General features: G+C 63.1%; 18 protein-coding genes. 5 read left to right on the forward strand and 13 right to left on the reverse strand.

Annotated features, from left to right (window positions below):
• Positions 1-96 precede the first annotated feature (96 nt).
• Complete coding sequence (locus tag K663_RS07355; RefSeq protein ID WP_037465666.1) at positions 97-546, forward strand: globin domain-containing protein; 450 nt, start codon at positions 97-99, stop codon at positions 544-546.
• A 79-nt stretch (positions 547-625) separates the two neighbouring features.
• Here the strand turns inward: K663_RS07355 and rsmD are convergent, their stop codons facing one another.
• Positions 626-1,165 carry a 16S rRNA (guanine(966)-N(2))-methyltransferase RsmD gene (gene rsmD, locus K663_RS07360; RefSeq protein WP_062116009.1) on the reverse strand — a complete coding sequence of 180 codons (540 nt, stop codon included), beginning with the start codon at positions 1,163-1,165 and terminating at the stop codon, positions 626-628.
• A gap of 61 nt (positions 1,166-1,226) precedes the next feature.
• The gene (locus K663_RS07365) at positions 1,227-2,144 is read right to left on the reverse strand and encodes a pseudouridine synthase (protein WP_062120537.1); all 918 of its coding nucleotides are present in this window, start codon (positions 2,142-2,144) and stop codon (positions 1,227-1,229) included.
• A gap of 162 nt (positions 2,145-2,306) precedes the next feature.
• Between K663_RS07365 and K663_RS07370 the strand changes: the two genes are divergently transcribed.
• Entirely contained in the window at positions 2,307-2,753 is a 447-nt protein-coding gene (locus tag K663_RS07370) for a response regulator (protein ID WP_062116012.1), read from the forward strand.
• Between the two features lie 126 nt (positions 2,754-2,879).
• On the opposite strand, the gene K663_RS07375 is transcribed toward K663_RS07370, so the two are convergent.
• Positions 2,880-3,974: a DUF2279 domain-containing protein gene (locus K663_RS07375; RefSeq protein ID WP_235589541.1), complete on the reverse strand. Its 1,095-nt coding sequence runs from the start codon at positions 3,972-3,974 to the stop codon at positions 2,880-2,882.
• 444 nt (positions 3,975-4,418) lie between these two features.
• Between K663_RS07375 and K663_RS07380 the strand changes: the two genes are divergently transcribed.
• Entirely contained in the window at positions 4,419-5,744 is a 1,326-nt protein-coding gene (locus K663_RS07380) for an AmpG family muropeptide MFS transporter (protein ID WP_062116018.1), read from the forward strand.
• On the opposite strand, the gene K663_RS07385 is transcribed toward K663_RS07380, so the two are convergent.
• The 7 genes from K663_RS07385 to K663_RS07415 form a co-directional block, all read right to left on the reverse strand.
• Positions 5,729-6,169, reverse strand: a complete 441-nt coding sequence (locus K663_RS07385; protein ID WP_062116020.1) for a DUF6628 family protein — start codon at positions 6,167-6,169, stop codon at positions 5,729-5,731. The genes K663_RS07380 and K663_RS07385 overlap by 16 nt on opposite strands.
• 71 nt (positions 6,170-6,240) lie before the next feature.
• On the reverse strand, positions 6,241-7,566 hold the full coding sequence (locus tag K663_RS07390; RefSeq protein WP_062116023.1) for a bifunctional folylpolyglutamate synthase/dihydrofolate synthase: 1,326 nt from the start codon (positions 7,564-7,566) through the stop codon (positions 6,241-6,243).
• A gap of 24 nt (positions 7,567-7,590) precedes the next feature.
• Positions 7,591-8,442, reverse strand: coding sequence for an acetyl-CoA carboxylase, carboxyltransferase subunit beta (gene accD / locus K663_RS07395; protein ID WP_062116026.1), 852 nt, complete (start codon positions 8,440-8,442; stop codon positions 7,591-7,593).
• The gene (gene trpA, locus K663_RS07400; RefSeq protein ID WP_062116029.1) at positions 8,439-9,269 is read right to left on the reverse strand and encodes a tryptophan synthase subunit alpha; all 831 of its coding nucleotides are present in this window, start codon (positions 9,267-9,269) and stop codon (positions 8,439-8,441) included. The genes accD and trpA overlap by 4 nt, the downstream gene beginning before the upstream one ends.
• Positions 9,266-10,495 carry a tryptophan synthase subunit beta gene (gene trpB, locus K663_RS07405; protein WP_062116032.1) on the reverse strand — a complete coding sequence of 410 codons (1,230 nt, stop codon included), beginning with the start codon at positions 10,493-10,495 and terminating at the stop codon, positions 9,266-9,268. Before trpB ends, trpA begins: the two co-directional genes overlap by 4 nt.
• Positions 10,492-11,136, reverse strand: a complete 645-nt coding sequence (locus K663_RS07410; RefSeq protein ID WP_062116035.1) for a phosphoribosylanthranilate isomerase — start codon at positions 11,134-11,136, stop codon at positions 10,492-10,494. The genes trpB and K663_RS07410 overlap by 4 nt, the downstream gene beginning before the upstream one ends.
• A gap of 9 nt (positions 11,137-11,145) precedes the next feature.
• The gene (locus K663_RS07415) at positions 11,146-12,003 is read right to left on the reverse strand and encodes a lysophospholipid acyltransferase family protein (RefSeq protein WP_062120539.1); all 858 of its coding nucleotides are present in this window, start codon (positions 12,001-12,003) and stop codon (positions 11,146-11,148) included.
• A 53-nt stretch (positions 12,004-12,056) separates the two neighbouring features.
• Here K663_RS07415 and K663_RS07420 point away from each other — a divergent pair, with 53 nt between their 5' ends.
• Positions 12,057-13,172, forward strand: coding sequence for a glycosyltransferase (locus K663_RS07420; protein ID WP_062116048.1), 1,116 nt, complete (start codon positions 12,057-12,059; stop codon positions 13,170-13,172).
• A gap of 33 nt (positions 13,173-13,205) precedes the next feature.
• On the opposite strand, the gene K663_RS07425 is transcribed toward K663_RS07420, so the two are convergent.
• The 3 genes from K663_RS07425 to gyrA all read right to left on the reverse strand — a co-directional run bounded on the left by K663_RS07425 (position 13,206) and on the right by gyrA (position 17,193).
• Positions 13,206-13,985 (reverse strand): hypothetical protein, encoded by a 780-nt coding sequence (locus tag K663_RS07425; RefSeq protein WP_062116051.1) that lies wholly within the window; start codon positions 13,983-13,985, stop codon positions 13,206-13,208.
• Positions 13,986-14,116: 131 nt separating this feature from the next.
• Positions 14,117-14,464: a DUF952 domain-containing protein gene (locus K663_RS07430; protein ID WP_062116054.1), complete on the reverse strand. Its 348-nt coding sequence runs from the start codon at positions 14,462-14,464 to the stop codon at positions 14,117-14,119.
• A complete protein-coding gene (gene gyrA, locus K663_RS07435) occupies positions 14,461-17,193 on the reverse strand; it encodes a DNA gyrase subunit A (protein WP_062116058.1) in 2,733 nt (910 codons plus the stop codon). Before gyrA ends, K663_RS07430 begins: the two co-directional genes overlap by 4 nt.
• 230 nt (positions 17,194-17,423) lie before the next feature.
• Here gyrA and K663_RS07440 point away from each other — a divergent pair, with 230 nt between their 5' ends.
• Positions 17,424-18,698, forward strand: coding sequence for a hypothetical protein (locus tag K663_RS07440; protein ID WP_235589542.1), 1,275 nt, complete (start codon positions 17,424-17,426; stop codon positions 18,696-18,698).
• Positions 18,699-18,760: the final 62 nt, after the last annotated feature.

Genomic DNA, 18,760 nt, shown 5'->3' on the forward strand with positions numbered 1-18,760 from the left:
AGAACGTGCTTGTGAAATAAAACATGTATCCTATTTACATATTAAAAGATGCAACGTAAATGCACCTTTATCGAGTCTCAAAAAGGGGTGCATTCCATGAGCCAGCTTACTGCGGAAACCATCGCGATCGTCAAAGCCACAGCGCCCGCCCTGCGCAGCCATGGGGTGGAGATCACCACGGCCATGTATGCCCGGCTGTTCCAGGATGCGTCGATCAAGGACATGTTTGACCAGGCCGCGCAGGAAAGCGGCGAGCAGCCCAAGCGGTTGGCGGCGGCGATCCTTGGCTATGCGGAGAATATCGACAAGTTGCAGGCGCTGGAGGGCGCGGTCGCCCGCATGGTGCAGCGGCACGTGGAAACCGGGGTCAAGCCGGAACATTATCCCAAGGTTGCCGCGGCGCTGCTGCCCGCCATCCGCGACGTACTGGGCGAGGAAGTGGCCACCGACGCAGTGCTTGACGCCTGGGGCAAGGCCTATTGGTTCCTGGCCGAGATATTGATCGGCAAAGAAGCGCAGGCCTATGAGGATGCTGAGGCTGCTTGAATTGTGAGCGGGGGCGTGCCCGCCCCCGGCCCTTCAAACGAGTCACGCGCCTCGTTTGAACGCTTGCGGGAGGGGCGTTTCAAGGTTCGGCCCGGAGCAACGTCAACCGAGCCTTCCCGACATCACGGGTGGCTTCGACAGAGAAGCCCTTGACCGCCACATCTTCGCGGCGGTCGGTTTCGATGCTGATCCACGTTGCGGGACCGGTCCAGCCCAGACGGCCGAGCTTGTCGAGGGCCACCGCGCCCGCGCCGCTATTATAGGGCGGGTCCATCAGGATGAGGTCGAGCGGCTTTGCCGCAGGGCCGAGCGAAAGGACGCTGCTCTGGCGGATGTCGGGGCGGAGGCCGAGCTTTTCGCCATTGGCGCGGATCGCGTCCAGCGCGGCCCGGTCCTGCTCGACGAAGAGGCAAGTGGCCGCGCCGCGCGACAGGGCTTCAAAACCCAACGCGCCCGACCCGGCGAAAAAGTCGCCGACGGCCAGCCCTTCGAAAGAACCCACCCGGCTGAGCAGCATCGAAAAGAGCGTTTCGCGGGTGCGGTCGGCTGTGGGGCGGGTGGCGTCGCCCTTGGGGGCGACCAGCGGGCGGCCACGCCATTGGCCTGCGATTATTCTCATGGCTTCGTCCGGCTTTGTGCGTTGTTGGATTGACGGATATGGGGCGAGCGGGATTGAGGCCCTAGGACTTGAGTGGTTTCAGCGTCTTGCGAAACAGGATCAGGTCATGCTGGCGCACCTCTTCAACCGCGCCGGAGGCAAGCTCGCCGAGATGGAAGGGGCCATAGCTGGTGCGGATCAGGCGGCTCACCTGAAGCCCCAGATGTTCCAGCACGCGGCGCACTTCGCGGTTCTTGCCTTCGGTCAGGGTCATTTCGATCCACTGGTTGCGGCCCGTCCGCCGCTCCAGATTTGCTTCAATCTGGCCATAGCGAATGCCGTCAATCTCTATGCCGTCGATCAGATCCTCAAGCTGCGCCTGGCTGATTTCACCAAAGGCGCGGGCGCGGTAGGTGCGCGGGACGCCGGTGGCGGGCAGCTCCATCTGACGTTTGAATTCGCCGTCTGTGGTCATGAGCAGAAGGCCCTCGGTCGTCATGTCAAGCCGACCGATGGGCATGAGGCGGGGCAGATCGGCGGGCAGCCGGTCGTAAATGGTCGGACGGCCACGCGGGTCACGCTCCGCCGTGAGATAGCCCGAAGGCTTGTGAAAAAGGAACAGGCGCGTGGGCGCAGGCTGGGCGACGGGGTTGCCATCCACGGCGATGCCGTTGAGCGAGGTCAGCAGCGTGGCGGGCGTCGTCACCGCTTCCCCGTCCAGCGTGATCCGGCCATCCTCGATCATCCGCTCAATCTCGCGACGGGATGCGACCCCCGCGCGGGCCAGCAGCTTGGCGATACGCTGCGGCTCATTGTTGCCGCTGGCGACGGCGGCGGCGCGGGCGGGATGAGGATTGGCGGGCGTTGCGGGCGCGGTCTTCGCCTTCCGAAACGGCGGGCGCGCGGGGCGGGAGCCGATCGCGGGCCTGCCCTCACCAGGGCGCTGGGGACCGCCGGGTCCTGCCCGGCGGGGCGGTCCAGATTTTTTCGGCGGCTCCACGCGGCGGTTCCTTTTAACGAAGTAAGACCATTCCCATATCAGGATAGCCGTGAAAATGACGAATAGTGCCGTCCCGTCGCTCATGCGAGGGGGAAGGCCGCAACTCCCAGCAGGCGCTGCGCGTTTGATCGGCTGCATGGCGTAAATGGGGCGGATCGGCAAATGTTTTTCGGGCTGGTTAAAGGGGACGCGAAGTCAGGACAGGAGGTTCAGGCGATCCGCAGCGTGCTGGTGGTCGAGGATGAGCCGCTGGTCGCATTCGACAATGAACATGTGCTGGAACAGGCCGGCTATCGCGTCGCCGCGACGGTCGAGGATTATGACCATGCGGTTCGCGTGATCGATGAGGATGAGGTCGATCTGGTGATCGCCGACATCACTCTGCATGGCGACAAGACGGGCATCGATGTGGCGCGCTTTGCCCATGGCAAGGGGCTGGCGGTGTTGTTCGTGACGGGCGCTTGTCCGATCGACGCGCATGAGATGGCGGTTGGATGCCTGGCGAAGCCTTATCTGCCTCGTGATCTGTTGGGATCTATTGCGGTGATCGAAGCGGTGATGCGCGGCGATGAACCAGGGCGTGTGCCGCAGGGGTTGCGGCTGTTTTAGGATTGGGTGCGTTTTGGGACTGCGCTTCGCAGGGGGGGCAGGTATGTCTGCTTGCGACTATATTTCGTCCCGAAAGCCAATTGTTGAAAAACGGACATTAGCGGGACTTGCAGTCGGGATGAACGTTCAGTCGTCAAATGCGTGAGTGGCCGTGTAAGGCATCTGAAAATAATCAAGACCTGTCCCAATTGCCCGGCCAACGAAGGAACGACTATTTTTGAAGAAAATTTCCTTCAGGTTGAGAGCGACGCCGAAGAAAATGTCCCGATCGGGCTTGATGCCCCTTGCGCGCTCGCTGTTTGAAAAGTTCTTGCCGCGATAGCCCACTTGTAATTCCACAAATCGCAGGGGACTGTTTTCAAACCTTTTGAAGCCCGCCAGCTCCAGTGAAAGCAGGAAGCGCTGCTGCTGATAGTGCTCTTTGCCACTGCGAGAATACAGCTTGTCATTGGGCATGAGCATCAGGCGGAAGTCGATTTTATTCGCGAGACCAGGCACGACATGCCGCGCCGCCGACAGGCCGGCGCCCAAGCCGTTGAAAACGACGTCCTGAATAGAAAAGCCGCTATCGCTTTTGAAGGCGTCGAACATCTCACCGTAAAGCTGGAGTCCGAAACCCATCATCGCTGCGGGAACAGCGGCACGGGCGCGATCGCCGGTCTTGCGCGTTATGCGCCATCCAAGAAATTCTGAAAACAGGTAGCCGTTGAACGCGTGTGTCAACTTATCGATGCCCAGATTAGCCGTGTTCTTGCCAAACCATCCTTCGTCATGGAAGTGAAAGCCGGTGTCGAGATCAAGCCTGCTTTGCAACGTGGTCGTGTAGGCCATGATCCCGACCATTTCCCACTTGGCTGCACCCATACGGCTGCCTAGCGATCGATATTTCCGTTGCAGTAAAGGAGCGCTTCCACCTTGCTCGACGTTCCCAGCGAACGCCCCCGTTGGCAATGCGGGCGCTAACGCGAGTGATACTGGCACAGCCTCGGGGAACGCCTGTTGCAGTTGTCGAGCGTCGACCGGATCTGAAGTGGTCGGATCTGCGATCAATGCTGGTTGCGGCTTTAGATGGTATGCGGCCACCTGAGAAAGCGGGTCATCTACATCCAGTACATCGGCAGAGTTGATAAGCGCCGGTAGAGGCGGATCATCGGAAGCAGCATGCGCTGATGACAAGCTCGCAAGTAGGGCCACACCCGACAAGGCTATCACGGTGGACATGATTTCCCGCCCCCCAGCAATCTAAAGCTAGTCGTGACATCAGTCATATCTTAGAGCAACGCAAGAGCGCTGAAGAGACAGAATGCGGCAATTTAGATGTGCGGTTGGGTCTGCTTACCCAAATAGCGTCATTCGAAAGCCGCTCCGCAATCCACCCTTTTCCGACATGTGAGCGAGACGGGGATCTCAAGACCAAATGTACGACCAGAAACTCCAGATCCCAGCGTTCGCTGGGATGACGTCGTTGGAGGGCGGCGTACATCTCCGATCCTCTTTAAGACGAATCTGCGTTGGTTGATGTCTCTCCCTTTGAAGAGACAAGCATGGGGAGGTCGGGACGAGCGGAGGTTGCGGGGCTGCTCAACAGCCGCCTGTTTCGCTTGTTTCTCCGCTATTTGGTCATATGGTGAGGCCTCGACACGCATATCCGGGGGCCAAGCATACATGACCGACATCGCCATGGGCGCCAGAAGCTGGGTCGATGCCGTTAAGCCTTATGTGGAGAAGGCGCCGCTGGCCGCGCTGTTTCTGGGGATTTCGTCCGGTTTCCCTTTTGCGATGATCGGTGCGAACCTGGCGTCGCGTCTGGCGCAGGACGGCATCGACAAGAAAAGCGTGACGGCGTTCAGCCTGGTCCTGCTGGCCTATAATCTCAAATGGTTGTGGGCGTGGGTGGTCGAGGGCGTGAAGTTGCCGTTGCTGCACAGGCTGGGCCAGCGTGTGTCGTGGATGCTGCTGGCGGGCGTGCTGGTGATGGCGGCGGTGGTCAACCTGGCGGTGGTCGATCCGGCAGCGGACCTGATGGCGACGGTGCGTGCGGCCATCCTGCTGGGGATTGCTGGCGCGACATTCGATATCATCATCGACGGTTATCGTATTGAAATCCTTAGGCCTGACCAGCTGGGCATAGGCGCCGGCATGTCGCAATATGGGTGGCGCATCGGGGCTGCGGCGGCGGGCGCGGTGGGGTTGGTTGTCGCGCAATATTGGGATTGGACGGCGGCCTACATCATATGTTCGCTGTTCGCATTGCCCGCGATGCTGGCGGCCCTGATCGTCGGCGAGCCGAAGCGGCACCACGAAATCGCTTCGCGCAAGAGCGGCGGCGAGCTGGTGCAGGCGATCATCGGGCCGTTCGTGGACTTCTTCAAGCGCAAGGGCGCGCTGCTCGTGCTGCTGTTCATCATCGTGCACAAGATCGGCGATACGCTGGCGAACCTGACGTTCCGGCTGCTTTTCAACGACCTTGGTTACACCAATGAAGAGATTGCGATCTATGACGTCGGCATTGGTTTCTGGGCGTTGCTGGCCGGGATATTCGTCGGCGGCGTGCTGTATGCGCGGTTGGGGTTGAAGCGGTCGGTGCTGATCAGCCTGGTGCTGATGGCGGTGTCCAATTTCAGCTTCGCGGCGCTGGCGGCGGCGGGGAAGAGCAACATCGGCATGGCGGGCGCGATCGGCTTTGAGAATTTCGCGAGCGGGATCGGCGGCGTGGCCGTGGTCGCCTATTTTTCCGCACTGTGCGACCTGCGCTTTACCGCCGCGCAATATGCGATGATTTCCGCGGCGGCCAGCATCGTGGGCCGGTTCCTGACCGGGACGACGGCGGGGGCGATGATCGAACGGTTCGGCTATGTCGACTTCTACCTGCTGACCACGGTCCTGGCGCTGCCGGGCATCATCCTGTTCTGGCTGATGATGCGCAGTGGGCTGGTGGATTCGAGCGTCGGCAGCGCGGCGACGGAAGAGGGCGATCAGGCCCCCGCGTAAAGATCGAGCGGGCGGCCGAGGTCCGCATGCGCTTGCGAGACGGCTTGCAGGCAGGTGAGTGCGCCGAGGACGTCGTGTGAACCAAGCAGCTTGGAGAGCTGGTCATAGGCGGATGGCGGATCCTGCAACGCGGTGCCGATGGACTGCATGAGCATCGCTTCGTCGGCGGTCATGCGGGCGCAGCAGCAGGGCGCGACCAATATCCGGCGCGTGGCACAGCGGGCAAGCTCCAGCATCATGGCGCGCATCAGGACCAGCGGGCGTCGATAGCTGCGGCCGAATGCGCCGAGCATGGCGTTGGCGGCGTGAGCGTCGTCCACCCCGGCGCTGGCCATGCGGCGCATCACATAGAGGAAGAGCCGATTGCCGTAGCCGCCGGGGAGCGGGCGGGGCAGTTCGAGGGGGCTGGTCTCTCCGTAGGCCATGGGCGTACACCTTCTTATCCGTTGCGTGACGGAAGGCAGATTACGCTATTGCGAGTCAATCGCAAGTATAATCAGTCGGGATGTTGCTCGTTTAACCGCAAAATTTCGCCTGCCAGATAGAGCGACCCCGCGATGAGGATGAGTGGGGGGCCAGGTTGAGGGTTGGCGGCGATGGCGGCGATGGCCTGCGCAGGATCGGAATGCGCGGTGCAGCCTATGCCCCAACGGGTCGCGATGGCGGAGAAGCGGTCGGCGGGATGATGGTCGTGGCCGGGCACGGGGAGCGCGTGGATATGGGCGACGCTTCCGGCGAAGGGCGCGAGATAGGCGTCGACATCCTTGTTCGCGAGCATGCCGATGACGAGGTGCAGCCTTCGCCCCGCGAGGCGGTCAGTGGTGAAGAAGGCGCTGATGGCTTCCCCGGCGCCGGCGTTATGCCCGCCGTCCAGCCAGGCTTCGCTGTCGTCCGGCAGGGCGGTGAGAAGCGGGCCGTGGTCAAGCCGCTGGAGGCGGGCGGGCCAGTGGGCCCAGAGCGGCGCGGCCTTTAGCGAGGCCTCGCTTACCGGCGCGGCGCTTTGGTGGCGCAGCATGGCGAAGGCGAGGGCGGCGTTCTGCACCTGATGCGCGCCGGGCAAGCGAGGGAGCGGGGCATCGACGCGGCCCTGACTGTCGCGATAATGGAGCCGACCCCGATAGCTGGCGGCGTCCCAGCTTTCGCCCATCGGCAGCCAGACAGTGCGGGCGCGGGCGGCGGCATCACGCATGACCGCGCTCAGCGCCTCCGGGTAGCGTTGCGTCACCAGCGGCGCGCCCGGCTTGGCGATGCCTGCTTTTTCCGTGGCGATGGCGCGCAGGCTGTTGCCGAGGAACGATTGATGATCGATCCCCAGCTGGGCGATGCCGCAGACGACTGGATCGTCGATGATGTTTGTGGCGTCGAGCCGTCCGCCCAAACCCACTTCGATGATGCAGGCGTCGGCCGGATGCTCGGCAAAGGCGAGGAACGCGGCGGCGGTCGTGACCTCGAAAAAGCTGGCGCCGACGCCTTCGGCCACATCGAGGACGCGGGACAGATAGCCCGCAAGCGCTTCGTCCGCGATCAATTGGCCGTTGATGCGGATGCGTTCATTGAAGCGCACGAGGTGGGGGGATGTGAAGACATGAACGCTCTTGCCGTCAGCTTCGAGCGCGGCGCGCAGAAAGGCGCAGGTCGATCCCTTTCCGTTGGTGCCCGCTACATGAAAGACAGGCGGCAGGGCACGGTGGGGATCGCGCAGGCGATCCAGCAGGCGGGTTACGCGGTCGAGGCCCAATATGTCGGCGCCGGGCGACAGGCTCGCCAGACGGTCCAGTTGAGCCTGAACCCCCGGATCATCGGAGACGGCGTGGTCGGGCATGGCCCTGTCCTTCGCGCTGGGGCGTCAAGCCGCCACGCGAGGGGTCAGATAGCCGATCACCCGCGCCAGCGTGTCGCGCAGTTCGCTGCGGTGGACAACCATGTCGATCATGCCATGTTCCAGCAGATATTCGGCGCGCTGGAACCCATCGGGCAGCTTTTCGCGGATCGTGCTTTCAATGACGCGCTGGCCAGCGAAACCGATCAGGGCGTTGGGTTCCGCGATCTGAATGTCGCCCAGCATCGCATAGCTTGCGGTGACGCCGCCGGTGGTCGGATCGGTCAGGACGACGATATAGGGCAGGCCCGCCGCGTGCAGTTTCTGGATCGCGACGGTGGACCGGGGCATCTGCATGAGGGAAAGAATACCCTCCTGCATGCGCGCGCCCCCCGCTGCGGTGAAGATGACATAGGGGCATCTATGGCCGATGGCTTCGTTGACGCCCTGAATGAAGGCCGCGCCGACGCCCATGCCCATGGAACCGCCCATGAAAGCGAAATTCTGAACGCCCATGACCAGCGGCACATCGTCGATAGCGCCGCGCGCGTTGATCAGCGCGTCCTGATCGCCGGTCTGTGCGCGAGCAGCCCTTATGCGGTCGGGATAGCGCTTGGAATCGCGGAATTTGAGCGGGTCTTCCTGAACCGGCGGGGTCGGCAGCAGGATGAAGCCGGGGTCGAGAATATGCTCGAAGCGTTCGGAAGGCCCGATGCGGCCATGATGATCGCAGCGCGGGCAGACGGAAAGATTGTCCTCCCACTCCTTGATGAAGATCATTTCCGTGCAGGACGGGCATTTATGCCAGAGCGTTTCGGCGGTCGTTTCCTTTTTGGCGAGGAAAGGGACGGCCTTGCGGACGCGGTTGATCCAGCTCATGCGGCGGTCTCCCGAAAATGGGGGCTGTTGGCGTTGAGCGCGCCGCGCAGAGTCGCGACGAACTCCTGAACGAAGGGGGCGGCGGCGTCGCCATGCGAACCGACGATATCGACGATGGCGGAACCAACCACCACGCCATCGGCAACGCGGCCGATCGCGGCGGCCTGTTCAGCCGAACGAACACCGAAACCGACCGCAATCGGCAGATCAGTGGCGCTGCGGAGCTTTTCAACGGCGAGTTCGACGGACGCCTGCGCGGCCTGCTGCTTGCCGGTGATGCCCGCGACGGCGACATGATAGAGGAAGCCGCTTGCGCCATCGAGAACAGCGGGCAGGCGAGCGGCGTCGGTCGTCGGCGTGGCGAGGCGGATGAGGTGGATGCCAGCGGCACGGAGAGCCGGGCCAAGCTCTGCATCCTCCTCTGGGGGCACATCGACGCAGATGACGCCATCGACGCCCGCGTCACGGCACTGCGCGGCGAACCATTCCGATCCGCGGATCAGCATGGGATTGGCATAGCCCATGAGGATCAGCGGAATGCGCGGATGGCGTGCGCGGAAGGTTGTCGCGAGATGGAAGATGTCTTTTGTCCGCGTGCCCGAGCCGAGGCTGCGCAGGTTCGCCAGCTCGATGGCCGGGCCGTCCGCCATCGGATCGGTGAAGGGCATGCCCAGTTCGATGATGTCCGCGCCACCAGCCACGAGCGCGTCCAGAATGGCCGGGGTAGCGGCAACGGACGGGTCGCCCGCGGTCACGAAGGTGATGAGGGCGGCGCGGCCCTCTGCCTTGCAGGTTTCAAAGCGGGCTGCGAGACGATCAGCGGTCATATTTCGACACCAAGGGCCTGGGCGACAGTGAAGATGTCCTTGTCACCACGGCCAGAGAGATTGACGATGAGGATCTGGTCCGCGTCCAGCGTGGGCGCGATCTTTTCGGCGCTTGCAATGGCATGGGCGGATTCAAGCGCGGGGATGATGCCTTCGAGCGCTGAGAGCTTCTGGAAGCTGGCAAGCGCCTCATCATCGGTGATGGGCATATATTCGACGCGGCCGATTTCGTGCAGCCAGCTATGTTCAGGGCCAATGCCGGGATAGTCGAGGCCCGCCGAAATGCTGTGCGCTTCGGTGATCTGGCCGTCTTCATCCTGAAGCAGGTAGGTGCGGTTGCCGTGGAGGATGCCCGAGGCCCCGCCGGCCAGCGACGCCGCATGCTTGCCTTGAAGCCCCTCACCAGCCGCTTCGACGCCGATCATCTTGACTTCCGCATCGTCGAGGAAAGGGTGGAACAGGCCGATGGCGTTCGATCCGCCGCCGACGGGAGCGATCAGCATGTCGGGCAGGCGGCCTTCGATCTCCAATATCTGCTCGCGTGCTTCCCGGCCGATAACGGACTGAAAATCGCGGACCAGTTCAGGGTAGGGGTGTGGGCCTGCCGCCGTGCCGATGATGTAGAATGTGTCGTGGACGTTCGACACCCAGTGGCGCAGGGCATCGTTCATCGCGTCCTTCAGCGTCTGCGATCCCGATATGACCGGGATCACCTCTGCACCGAGCAGCTTCATGCGAAAGACGTTGGGCTTTTGCCGCTCCACATCCTTTGCGCCCATGAAGATCTTGCATTCCAGGCCGAACAGGGCGGCGACGGTGGCGGTGGCCACGCCATGCTGGCCAGCGCCGGTTTCGGCGATGACCTTCTTCTTGCCCATGCGGCGGGCGAGCAGGGCCTGGCCGATGCAATTGTTGATCTTGTGCGCGCCGGTGTGGTTCAGTTCCTCGCGCTTCAGGTAGATTTTCGCGCCCTTGCCCTGCGGCGCGTCGGCGCGGAGGGATTCAGTCAGGCGACCTGCATAATAAAGCGGGTTGGGACGGCCGACATAGTTGCGCAGCAGGTCGGTGAACTCCGCGTCAAATTCGGGGTCCTGCCTGGCTTCCCTGTAGACCTTCTCCAGCTCAAGAATGAGCGGCATCAGTGTTTCCGCGACGTAGCGGCCGCCGAATGAACCGAAATGGCCGGACGCATCGGGCTGTGAGCGGAGGGAGTTTTTGATGGTCATGATTGCTGTGCCGCTTTGCAGAAGGCCATGATCTTGTCCACACTCTTGATGCCCGGCGCGCTTTCCACGCCGGAGGATACGTCGATCATCGGCGCGCCGGTGATGCGAATTGCTTCGGCGACATTGTCGATGCCAAGGCCCCCGGACAGACCCCAGGGCAGGGATATGGGGACGCCCCGCAGCAGCGTCCAGTCAAACCGCAGGCCCATGCCGCCGGGCAGCGCCGCGCCTTCCGGTGTCTTGGCATCGAACAGCAGACGGTCGGCTGCGCCGCTATAGGCTTTGGCAGCGTCAAGGTCGGCGCGGGTCTTGACGGCGATGGCCTTCCAGACAGGGAGGTTGAAGCGCGCGCGGATGGCGGCGGCGCGCTGGGGGCTTTCCTTGCCATGAAGTTGGAGCGCTGTGAGGGCGCCTGTGCCGACCAGTTCGGCGAGAATGTCGTCGGTCGGATCAACGACTACGGCGACCCGGTCGATATGGGTGGGCACCTGTGCGGTGAGTGCGCGCAACTGGTCCGCTTCGACATGGCGGGGGCTTTTGGGGAAGTGGACGAAGCCCAGATGGGTGGCGTCCGCTCGCATGGCTGCGCCGACAGTGTCAGGGGTCGAAAGACCGCAAATCTTGATGGCGAGTCGGGACATGATGGCGCTTTAGGCGGTCGGGGCGGTCAGGTCCATGTCGTGCAGGGCGAGCCATTGATCGGCGTGGTCGATGCAGGCCTTTCCAAGGAAGGCGTCGATGGTCTCCAGCATGGCTTCTTCGTCCATCTCCCCGGGGTCGAGCGGTGCGTGCCAGTCCAGGTGGAAATGGGCGCCTTTGGTGCGAGCGAGAGTGAAGGGAAGGAAGCGGGCGCCGCTCCGCCTGGCGAGACGCAAGGCTACGGAAAGATTGCCGGAGGGCGCAAGATCGCGGCCGAAGCGCGGAAACCGGACCTGCCGATCGCGCCGTTCGTCGACCAATATGTAGAGCATCGCGCGATCCTTATCCAACAGATGACGCAGGATCGCGCGGGCCGCGTTGCTGCTGCCCGTGATGGCTTCGCCCATATAGCTTTGGCGCGCGCGTTTCAGCATGGCCGCCTGAGCAGGGTCATCGGGCGGATCATAGACGCCGAGCGGAGGGCGGTCGGTCGATGCCTTCAGATGTGCGGCAAGCAGGTCCCAGTTGCCGACATGGGTTGTCAGGAAAATCATGGGCCGAGGCGAGGCGAGAGCTTCCCTATAGGCGGCCTCATTGGCGATGGTCACATGCCGATCGTTCACGAGCCGGTCGACATTGGCGAGTTCGGCCATGGTGCGGCCAAGGTTGACCCAGCGACGGGTGAGCATGACCTCGCGCGCTGCTTCGGAAAGGTCGGGGCGCAAGATGGCGAGGTTCGTGCGAGCGCGCTGGTCGCGCAGCTTCATCTGCCGCCGCGCCACATTCGCCGACAGCCAGCCACCCAGCCATGAGGCCAGCGAGGCAGGGAGGATGCGGAGGAGGGTGAAGAGAAAGGGGTTGGAGAGCATCGCGCCTGCCGTCATACAGCAGCGGTCGGGGCGGTAAAGGGCTTGGATTACGCATGAATTGGGCCTTGGGGCTGTGGATGCTGTTGCAGGGGCTGAGCCTTGCGGGCGTGCTGAATTATTGGCGGCATCTGCCTGTGGACCGCCAGGAGGAAGCACCCGATGGCGTCGTGGTGCTACTGTCGGTGCGGGATGACTGGGACGGCGGTGCGGAACTGATTGCGCGGTTGAAGGCGCAGACGGCGCGGTTCCGGCTGGTGATTGCGACTTCGGGCGCGTGTGCGGCGGCGGAGGTTCTGGCGGCGCGAGAGGGGGGCTGGGTGCAGATCGTTCGCGCTGGCGTCGCGAGCGATGAGGGGCAGAAGGTTCATAAACTGCGTGCGGCCTTGCGGGCTTTGCGGGAGGGGGACCGCTATCTGGTGTTCGTGGACGCGGACATTGCGCCCCCGCCTCGGCTGGTGGGGCGGTTGCTCTTTCCTCTGGTGCGGGGAAAGGCGGATATCGTGACGGGATACCGGCTGTTGTTGCCGGAGCGGAGTGCGGTGGCGGCGCTGGTGGGCGCGGTGGAGATGCAGCTTGCGACCCTGCCGCGTGCGGCCAGCGCGACGATGCCGTGGGGCGGGGCGATGGCGTTGACGCGGAAGCAAGCGGAGCGGCTGGATCTGGATGTGGCTTTGGCGGGGCGGTTGTCCGATGACATGGCGATCGGGCTGGCCGGGTGGCGCGCGAAACTGCGGTTGCGGCCGGTGCGGGATTTGCTGGTGGCTTCGCCGCTGGAGGGGCGCGGGGCCTTCGGCTTTGGGGTGCGGCAGTATCGGCATATTTTCACCAACAGCTGGCGCATGTGGCTGGCGGCCTTTGCGGTGGTGAGTTGCCATGGCTTGGGCTGGATATGGGCGCTTGGTTGGGGCGGCTGGAGCGCGGTGGCCGTGGGTTATGCGGCGGCGATCGGGCGGGCGCTAGTGCGGCAGCGGATCATCGCGGGTGTGGCGGAGCCGGGTCAGGCGCGGGCGGCGCGGCGGTCGCTCTGGTGCGATGTGCTCGCGCCCTTTGCGGTGTCCTGGGCGCATGTGGCGATGCAGTTGGCGGCGGCTTATTCGCGGCGGATCAGGTGGGGTGGGTTTGATTATTGGGTGAAGGGTGGGAAGGTAGTGCGGATGGTCGAGCGTTGAGGCTTCGCAGCGCCGCCCTACCCCGCTTCCCGATTACGGGGTGGGCGGCATAAAGGCGGCCATGGGGCGCGATGCTCCTGGCGAACCGGCAAGAAGCATCTGGGTCAAGCTGACGCCCAGCGGGCTATAGGCGACGATGTCAGCAATGACCTGCGTCACAAGGACTGCTCCCACACCCCAGAACCATGCCGGGTGAATACGCCCGTGCCGACGCTTGTCCGCGATCATGCCGATGACGGGGAACAGCAGAGTGACGACCGTCATGATGCGCCAGGCATGCGGCATCAGGAGCGGCATCGGAAGAAGGCGACCAAGGCCCGGCCCAGTCAATATGCTCATGGCTGTCAGCATCAACCTCCGGTGCCAGCCGGAATAGCGGCGCTGGCGAAGCGCCGCGAAGACCAAGGCGCAGAAGAGGACGAGCATCAAAGCGTTGCTGAACAGAAACTCGTTCTGATCGAAGAAGAAGGGGCCGCCTGATCTTCGAAGCGACGTGATCATGATCGCAAAGCCCATGACCAGCATCAATGGCGCCCAGCAGTATGCGATTTTGCCCAAGCGGACGTGCAGCTTCACATTGTTGGTCGCGATCAGCCAGTTTTGCGCAACATAGAGCGCGACCCAGCCGAAGAATATGAAGGCGTGGATGTGATAGACCGGCGGCACAGCAAAGGTGGACCTGCCCATGGCGAGGTTTACCGAGAAACCGGCGACAATGATGGCGGCCATGATGATCGCCATGATTTTGAAGAAGTTACGTTCCGATTGTTGAGCGTCAAGCTCTGGCGTGATGTGATTGCTGAGCGTGGCCATTTGAGCACCTCCCCCACAGAGACTCAAGTTGGTGGCAATTATATTAGGCGCAAGTGCATGGCTGCTACAAGCATGGCCCCTATTTTCTTCAGAATCGGGCGTTCCAGGGACAATTACTTTGGGCGCGCTGACTAAAATCCCGCTGGAAACAAATGCTTGCCCTGCTCATCCAGCCGCAACACCACTTTCCCAGCAACCGCACTCAACGGCAGTTCGCCATAGAGGTGCGGAAACAGCGCGCCGCCGCGTGATTCTTCCCATTTCACCGCTTCACCAAATGGCGCCAGGTCCACCATCACCATCACCAGATTGTCCTGGCCCGCGAAATGTTTGGCGGCGGTTTCGGCGGCCTGGTCGCGGGTGGACATGTGGATGTAGCCGTCGGCCAGATCGACGGGCGCGCCTTTGAACACGCCGTCGGTCTTTAGCTGGTCATACTGATCCTTTGTCAGGATCTTGTAGGCGAAGAGGTCGCTCACTCTTCGGTGAGGTCCGGGTCGGCTTCGGGGCTGACTTCGGGCGAGACTTCCATGCCCGCTGGGGTGCTGATTTCGGTTTCTTCGTCGCTTTCCTCGATCTTCGCGGCGCTGACGACATGTTCGTCGTCGGAGACGTTGAAGAGGCGCACGCCCGCCGAATTGCGGCCGATGATCCGAAGGGTTTCCAGGCCCATGCGGATCAGCTTGGCCTGATCGGTGACGAGCATCAGATGATCGCCGTGACGCGCCGGGAAGCTTGCCACCACCGGGCCGTTCCGGCCGATATTGTCGATATTCGTGATGCCCTGACCGCCACGGCCGGTGCGGCGATAGTCATAGGCCGACGACAGCTTGCCGTAGCCGTTGGAGCAGACGGTGAGGATGAACTGCTCCTTCGCCTGTAGCTCAGCGAAACGCTCCTCGCTCATTTGCGGTGAGCCTTCCTTTTCCGGCTTCCACGGGGCGAAACGGAGATAGTCTTCGCGCTCCTCCTGCGTCGTGCCAGCGCGGTGGAGGATGGAGAGCGAGATGACTTCATCGTCGCCCTTCAGCGTCATGCCGCGCACGCCGGTCGAGGTGCGGCTCTGAAACTCGCGCACATCGGTCGCCTGGAAACGGATCGCCTTGCCCTGACGCGTGGCGAGCAGGACGTCGTCGTCTTCGGTCAGCAGCGCGACGCCGATCAGGCGATCATCGCTGTCATCGTCGAAACGCATGGCGATCTTGCCGTTGCTGGGCACGTTGGCGAAGGCGTCCATGCTGTTGCGGCGGACAGTGCCGTTCGCGGTCGCGAACATGACGTGCAGATCCTTCCAGCTATCCTCATCCTCGGGCAGAGGCAGGACGGTCTGGATCGTTTCTCCGGGGCCGAGCGGCAGCAGGTTGACCATCGGACGCCCGCGCGTGGCCGGCCCGCCTTCGGGCAGGCGCCAGACCTTCATGCGATAGACCTTGCCCGCGGTCGAGAAGAAGAGGACCGGCGTGTGCGTGGACGTCACGAACAATTCGGTGATCGCGTCTTCATCCTTCGTCGCCATGCCCGAACGGCCCTTGCCGCCGCGTGCCTGGGCGCGGAAACTTTCGAGCGGCGTGCGCTTGATATAGCCCTGCACGGTGACGGTGACGACCATCTCCTCGCGCTCGATCAGGTCTTCATCGTCGATGCCATCGGCGGCGGCGGTGATTTCCGAAATGCGGGGTGTGGCGAAGTCGCGCTCGATCGCCTCGAACTCTTCGCGCATGACCGCATAGAGTTTCACGCGGTCGCCGAGGATGGCGAGATATTCGGCGATCGCTTCGGCCAGTTCGGCCAGTTCCTTGCCGATTTCGTCGCGGCCCAGCGCGGTCAGGCGATGCAGGCGAAGGTCCAGGATGGCGCGGACCTGCGTGTCGCTGAGGCGATAGGTGTCGCCGCTGACTTCCGTTTCGATCGCTTCGACCAAGCGCAGATAGGATGCGATTTCGGCAACCGGCCAGTCACGGGCAAGCAGGGTTTCGCGCGCTTCGGCCGGGCTGGACGAACCCCGAATGATGCGGACGACTTCATCGAGATTGGTGACCGCGATGACGAGACCCAGCAAGATATGCGCGCGGTCGCGAGCCTTGTTGAGTTCATATTTGGTGCGGCGGGTAATGACCTCTTCGCGGAACTGGACGAACGCCTGGATGATGTCGCGGATGTTGAGCAATTCCGGGCGACCGCCGCGAATGGCGAGCATGTTGGCCGGGAAGCTCGACTGGGCCGGGGTGTTGCGCCAGAGCTGGTTCAGGACGACTTCGGGCGTGGCGTCGCGCTTCAGGTCCATGACGATGCGCACGCCTTCGCGGTTCGATTCGTCGCGAATGTCGCTGATGCCTTCGATCCGCTTGTCCTTGGCGGCTTCGGCGATCTTTTCAACCAGACCGTTCTTGCCGACCTGATAGGGGATGGCGGTCAGGACGATCGACTGGCGGTCGCCGCGTCCTTCCTCGACCACATGGCGCGAGCGCATCATGATCGAGCCACGGCCAGTGTGATAGGCGCTGCGCGCGCCCGACTGGCCCAGGATCAGCGGGGCGGTGGGGAAGTCGGGACCGGGGACGATCTGGATCAGTTCGTCGATGGTGATCGCGGGATTTTCGATATAGGCGAGGCAGGCGCGGATCACTTCGCCAAGGTTGTGCGGAGGGATGTTGGTGGCCATGCCGACCGCGATGCCGCCCGCGCCGTTGACCAGCAGGTTGGGGAAGCGGGCGGGCAGAACCTGCGGCTCGCTTTCCGAGGCGTCATAGTTGGGCTGGAAATCGACCGTATCCTTGTCGAGATCGTCGAGCAGGGCGGTCGTCACCTTGGCAAGGCGCGCTTCGGTGTAACGCATGGCCGCCGGCGGATCGGGGTCCATCGAACCGAAGTTGCCCTGACCATCGATCAACGGCACGCGCATCGACCAGTCCTGCGTCATGCGCGCCAACGCGTCATAGATCGCGCTGTCGCCATGCGGGTGATATTTACCGATCACATCACCGACGATGCGCGCCGACTTGCGATAGGGTTTGTTATGCTGAAAGCCCGATTCATGGGCGGAAAAGAGAATGCGGCGGTGTACGGGCTTCAACCCGTCTCGGACGTCAGGCAGCGCGCGCGACACGATCACCGACATGGCATAATCGAGATAGCTCGCCTTCATCTCATCGACGATGGAGATGGGGCTGATGTCCGAAGGGTCGGCGAGGGCAATCTCGTCGGTCAATGCGATTCTCTTTTAGGTGGATGGGTTTCGTTGCTCATCCACTAGCGGAGCGAAACAATTCTGTCACCCCTCGCGCGCGCACGCGCTCGCGGCAAATCAAGCTGCAAGAAGGGGCTGACATGCGGGAAAGTGGTGCATATACGGTGTTCAAACGTCATTCACGCGCCGCCCCCTATTCGGCGCTTAATGAAGGGCGCCCTTCCCCCGGGCGCGCAAAGGAGAAGATGATCATGCGTTTTGTTACCCCCGTTGCGCTGGTGCTGGCTCTTGCGCTGACTGGCGGTGCCGTCTCGGCTCCGGCAGTGGCTGCGAAGAAGGAAAGCAAGAAGGGCGGCGCGCCGAAGCTGAACGTCTCGCCTGACGTCCTCAAGGCGTTGCAGACGGCGCAGGCGGCGGCGCAGAAGAATGATTTTGCTGCTGCCAAGGCGGCGCTGGCCGAAGCGGACGCAAAGGCGCAGTCGAACGACGACAAATATCAGATCGGTGCGATCAAGCTGAACACATCGATTTCAGCGAAGGACAGCGCGCTGCAGGGCGAGGCGCTGACCCAGATGCTCGACAGCGGCCTTACGCCGCCCGACCAGGTCGGTCAGTTCAACGCCGTCGCCGCCGAACAGGCGTTGCAGGCGAAGAATTACGACCTGGCCATTCGCCGGGCGCAGGCGGCTGCGCAGGCGAATTACAAGGCCGAAGCGGTCAACGTGACCCTGGCCCAGGCCTATTTCGGAAAGGCCGGTACGGCCAATGCGGCGGCGGAGCCTGCGCGCGGCCTTAATCAACAGGGGCTGACGGCGCTGAAGGCGGCTGTCGACGCGACGAAGGCGGCTGGCGGCCAGGTGCCGGCGCAATGGTATCAGATCGGCGTCGGCCGGGCGGCTGCCTCGCGCCTGCCCGAAGTCACCGAATGGGCGACGTCCGCCTATCAGGCGCAGCCGAGCGGCGAGAATCTCCGCACGCTGATCCGCCTGTTCCAGCAGTCGAACCCGAATATCACCAACCGCGAGAATCTGGACGTGCTGCGCCTGATGGCGGCGTCTGGCGGTCTGGTCGTGGCGGGCGACTTCCTGGAATATGGCGAGATGGCGTCGAAGACCGGCATCTATGGCGAAGTGAAGTCGGCGATCGATCAGGGCCGGGCCAAGGGCGTGCTGAAGGGCAACGCTGGCGCTGACCTCTACCAGACGGCTACGCCCAAGATCGCAGGCGACAAGGCGTCGCTGGCTTCGGCGGAAGCGGATGCGCGCAAGGCTGCGACCGGCAAGATCGCGGCCGCGACCGCCGACGCCTACATGGGCTATGGCGACTATGCCAAGGCGGCGGCGATGTTCGAACTGGCGAAGCAGAAGGGCGGCGTCGATGCGGACGAGGTGAACACGCGCCTGGGCATTGCAAAGGCGCTGGGCGGCGATGTCGCATCCGCCAAGGCTGCTCTTCAGTCGGTGCAGGCCGGGACGCGCAGGAAGATCGCCGATCTCTGGCTGGCCTATCTCGCCACAAAGGCCTGATCCTCTATATAGGGCGCGCCAGTCAGAGAGGCTGGCGCGCCTTTTTCCACGCCATGAAATAA

The organism is Sphingobium sp. MI1205 (assembly GCF_001563285.1).
Taxonomy (GTDB): Bacteria; Pseudomonadota; Alphaproteobacteria; order Sphingomonadales; family Sphingomonadaceae; genus Sphingobium.